Origin of the sequence: Arthrobacter sp. AL05 (assembly GCF_029960715.1) — a bacterium.
Lineage (GTDB): Bacteria > Actinomycetota > Actinomycetes > Actinomycetales > Micrococcaceae > Arthrobacter.
Map to the genome: position 1 here is coordinate 1 of NZ_JASBRC010000038.1, position 4,225 is coordinate 4,225.

A 4,225-nucleotide genomic window follows, 5' to 3' on the forward strand; every position below is an offset into this window, starting at 1 on the left:
GCGCCGCGATCCCCGCCGTCGTCAACACACGCCGACCACGAACAACCAAGTCATATTCCGGTCTGGTCGTTTCACTCATTGATTTTGTTCCTCTGGTGATTGGGCTATCAGGTCTACGCGCGTCCGGAACTGCTCCCGCTAGCGGGCGTGGACGTCAGAAGTTGTGCCATCGGCGTTCTGGTTAATGGAAAACGGCCATCCGGTGACAACCTTGGGTCGGGGCGTGGCAAAGGTTCGGACCTTCGACGTACTCAGCCCAAGGCGCACCAGGGACTCGGCGATCGTTACTGCGGCTGCGACGCCGTCGACGACGGGTACGCCAAGGGATGCGCGGATTTGATCGTCGAGCCCGGACATGCCGCCGCAGCCGAGGACGATAACTTCGGCTTTGTCCTCTTCCACGGCCCGTCGCGCCTGGTCCAGAATGGCCTCTACGGCACGGTCCGGGAATTCCTCGAGTTCAAGGACGCCCAGGCCGCTTGCCCGCACGGAGGCGCATCGGGCATCGAGTCCGGCTTGTTTCAACCGGTCCTCAATGAGCGGAACCGTCCGGTCGAGGGTGGTGACGACTGAATATTTGTGGCCCAGGAACATCGCGGTGCTGGCGGCTGCCTCGGTGATGTCGATGACTGGCACGTCGAGCAGTTCCTGGAGCCCCTCCCGGCCGTGTTCGCCGTAGCCGGCCTGGATAACGGCGTCGAACGGTTCGGGATATGCAAGGACAACATCCATAACGGCAATGGCGGCCAGATAGCTTTCGAAGTTTCCCTCGCAGGAGTCCGCGCCAAAGCGCGGGGTGAGACCGATAATCTCGGTCCCGGCAGTGGCGGCCGTGCGGGCCTGTGCGGCGATCGATTCCGTCATGGAAGCGGTGGTGTTGACGTTTGCGACGAGGATGCGCATGATGCCTTTCGGGTCGTCTGGGATGGGAAGCGGCCGGTCCGCTGGGCAAGAGCGGACCGGCCGTGATGCCGGGCGGTTCAGTGGAGGCTGGGTACGGCGATCGGCTCGCCGGAGACGTCATGGAATTCCCGATTCCGGTCGGCGACGATGAAGTACGCCAGGGCTCCGATTCCGGCGCCGATGAACCAGGAGAACGCTGCGACCGGCTGCAAAGCCGGGATGAAGGCGATCAGGAGCGAAATGATTGCCGCCGGAATGAACGCTCCGACCGCCCTCATGTTGACGCCCTTGCTGTAGAAGTAGGAACCCTTGTCGACTTCGGTGTACAGCTCCGGGACGTTGATGCGGGTTTTGCGGATCAGCCAGTAGTCGGCCATGATGACGCCGAACAGCGGGCCGAGGAGCGCGCCGAGGCCGCCCAGGAAGTAGACGATGACTGCCGGATTGTTGTAGAGGTTCCAGGGCAGGATCACCAGTCCGATGATTGCGCTGACCAGGCTGGCTTTGCGGAAGTCCAGCCGTTTAGGCATGAGGTTGGTCAGGGCGTAGATCGGCGCAACGAAGTTGGCCATCAGGTTCACAGCAATGGTCAGAATGAGCAGGGCCAGTGCCGCTGCCACTAGAAGGAAGGTGTTGGGGATCGACTGGACAATGTCGGAGGGGCTGCCGATCACTACGCCGTTGATCTTGAACTGGGCTCCCGTGATCACGATGACGATGAGGCCAAAGAAGAGCATGTTGATCGGGATGCCCCAGAAATTACCCTTGATGATGGATTTGCGGGTGGTGGACGATCGGGTGAAGTCGCAGAAGTTCAGCACAAACGTGGCATAGATGGAAACCCAGAGTGCGCCGCCAGCGAAGATCTCCCGCCACATGGCGCCTCCGGTCAGGGCGTCCGGTGTCGAGAGCGCAATGGAGCCTCCGGCCTGCATAAACATCCAGATGGCCAGTGCGGCCATGGTGATGAGGATAATCGGCCCGGCGAACGCCTCGTACTTGCGGATCATGTCCATCCCGTACCGGACGATGATCACCTGCACGATCCACAAGGCAAGGAACGACGCCCAGCCCAGGGTCGAAAGGCCGAGAATGGAGTCCTTGTCGAGGTCCGCCAGGCCGGGCGCCAGCGCGATCAGGAGGACACGGAGGACCAGCGAAGCCAGGTAAGTCTGGATGCCGAACCAGGCGATTGCGACGCCGCCGCGGATCAGGGCCGGGATTTGTGCGCCGTGGATTCCGAAGGCGATGCGGCTCATCACCGGGAACGGGACACCGGTCTTATGGCCCATAAAGCCGGAAAACGTCAGAAGCATAAACAGCAGGACGGCGCCGACGCCGAGGGCGAGCAGGATTTGCCACGCACCAAGGCCAAGGGCGAAAAGGCCGATCGCAAAACCATAGTTGCCCAGGCTGTGTACGTCATTGGCCCAGAGGGTGAAGATGCTGTAGGCGGTCCAGCGGCGGCCCTTCATCATTGTGGGCGCGAGGTCCTGGTTGTAGAGTCGGGCGCTTGTCGGGGACAAGCCGAGCTCCGCGGCCGAGGGTACGTCATCCAACGCAACGGCGGGACGGTCATGGTTCTCGTCGACGGGCGGAGCCGCGTTCGGCAGTTGTGACATGGAATTGCCTCTCGGAAACAAGAAATGTGTTCTATCGAAGGGGCGGCGTAACTGCCGACAGGCTGGAGGGGGCGGCTTATGGCCGTGTTCTGCAGTCCTGAGATTCAGGAACGGAAAGCCGGGGGACCAGTGGGTCCAGATGGCGCCGCGGCATAGCCGGATTGTCGACGGGGTACGTCCCGGGGATAAGCAGGGGCTGCCGCATAAAGACGACCAATCGTTTGTTGCTGTCCTCCTCGTTGAGGAACAAATTAAAAGTAACCCAGATCACTTCATTCCACAAGGGAAGAGAAAACTTTCATATGGTGGAATTTCAACGACCGACGTAGCGGGGCTGCGGCGGCAGTGGGTGATGCCGAATGGCGCACGGTGGCACCGCCGTCGGACGCCTGGCGCCTTTTGTGGCCGCCGGCGCCTCGGGCTGCGCGCCGGTATGGTCGGGTCAGCGGCACGGAAGCGATCGGCGTCCCGTGCAGTGCTGGGGCACTGGAAAAGTTGACACGCAAAATTGCGTGCGCTTCACTGATGGTTATTGGAATAAGACTTCCATGATGTGAAATGGAACTGGTGTTGTCCCACCGCATCACGGACAGCTGCCCAAAGCAGAAGGACTAATTATGTTGCTCAAGGATTTCAACGGGGCCAGCCGCCCGGAAATTGTCTCCGCGCTGCGTCCCTGCCTTGATATTCAAAGGTGGGTCGAGCAGATTGCCGACGAGCGGCCCTTCTCCTCAGTCGAGGACCTGTTGAACTTCGCCCGCAGTGCCGCTTTTCCCTTCGCCGCGGCTGAAGTGGAGTCGGCATTGGCCCACCATCCCCGGATCGGCGAGGTCGCTGCGGGGGAGAGCTCTGAAGCCAAACTCTCGCGCGGTGAGCAGGATTCCCTTGGCGAGTCTTCGGATGCTGTCATTGCGGCGCTGGCCGAGGGGAACCGGAGCTACGAAGAGAAGTTTGGGCGGGTATTTCTGATCCGCGCCGCCGGCCGCAGCAAAGAGGAAATCCTGGAGGCGCTTCAGGCGCGGATTTCCCACACCGCTAATGAGGAAGAGCCTATAGTGCAGCAGCAGCTGCGCGAGATTTCCATCCATCGACTCAGAGGAATGATGAGCCAGTGACGAGTTCCCACATAACAACGCACATTCTGGACACGTCGACGGGCAAACCCGCTGCCGGCGTCCCTGTCAGCCTGCTGGCGCTGGACAACGGAGACTGGTCGGAGGTTGCAGCCGGGCATACCGATAGCGACGGGCGCGTTAAGGATCTCGGTCCCGACGTGCTGGACTCCGGCACCTATCGCCTGCAGTTCTCGACGGCGGAGTATTTCACCGCCATGAACACGCCGGCCTTCTTTCCGGAGGTCGTATTGACGTTTACCGTCGACAGGAATGAGGCGCACTATCACGTGCCGCTGCTCCTGAGCCCGTTTTCATTCTCAAGCTATCGCGGCAGCTGAACCCCAGGCGCCGTCCGGCTTCAGCCCGGACGGCGCCCTTCCGCAGTCACAATCCACGGACAGGCCCCTGAGGGGTGCAGGTGGCCGTTGGCAGCCGTCCCTGCTTGACTGCCCCTAATGGGGTCGGTAATCTCGAATAGCAAGAATGTTTTCTCACAATATGAAAATAACTAGCCCAGACATTCAAAGATGAAGAGAGGTTGGACGTGGCTGCAGGAGAAGAGACCTCCCATATCCTTAGCGGGTT

Annotated in this window: 4 protein-coding genes; 2 read left to right on the plus strand and 2 right to left on the minus strand. The window is 60.9% G+C overall.

Annotated elements, in window-relative coordinates:
- Window positions 1–138: 138 nt before the first annotated feature.
- Both QK287_RS18220 and QK287_RS18225 read right to left on the minus strand, forming a co-directional pair.
- Window positions 139–903 carry an aspartate/glutamate racemase family protein gene (locus QK287_RS18220; protein WP_282361108.1) on the minus strand — a complete coding sequence of 255 codons (765 nt, stop codon included), beginning with the start codon at window positions 901–903 and terminating at the stop codon, window positions 139–141.
- 77 nt (window positions 904–980) lie between these two features.
- Entirely contained in the window at window positions 981–2,525 is a 1,545-nt protein-coding gene (locus QK287_RS18225) for an NCS1 family nucleobase:cation symporter-1 (protein ID WP_282361109.1), read from the minus strand.
- Between the two features lie 617 nt (window positions 2,526–3,142).
- On the opposite strand from QK287_RS18225, the gene uraD reads away from it, so the two are divergent.
- Both uraD and uraH read left to right on the plus strand, forming a co-directional pair.
- A complete protein-coding gene (gene uraD / locus QK287_RS18230; RefSeq protein WP_282361110.1) occupies window positions 3,143–3,640 on the plus strand; it encodes a 2-oxo-4-hydroxy-4-carboxy-5-ureidoimidazoline decarboxylase in 498 nt (165 codons plus the stop codon).
- Window positions 3,637–3,978, plus strand: a complete 342-nt coding sequence (gene uraH / locus QK287_RS18235) for a hydroxyisourate hydrolase (protein WP_282361111.1) — start codon at window positions 3,637–3,639, stop codon at window positions 3,976–3,978. Before uraD ends, uraH begins: the two co-directional genes overlap by 4 nt.
- Window positions 3,979–4,225: the final 247 nt, after the last annotated feature.

Bases quoted from the DNA above. Each gene is read 5' to 3' on its own strand.
- uraD (WP_282361110.1), top strand. From the start codon at position 3,143: ATGTTGCTCAAGGATTTCAACGGGGCCAGCCGCCCGGAAATTGTCTCC.
- QK287_RS18220 (WP_282361108.1), bottom strand. From the start codon at position 903: ATGCGCATCCTCGTCGCAAACGTCAACACCACCGCTTCCATGACGGAA.
- QK287_RS18225 (WP_282361109.1), bottom strand. From the start codon at position 2,525: ATGTCACAACTGCCGAACGCGGCTCCGCCCGTCGACGAGAACCATGAC.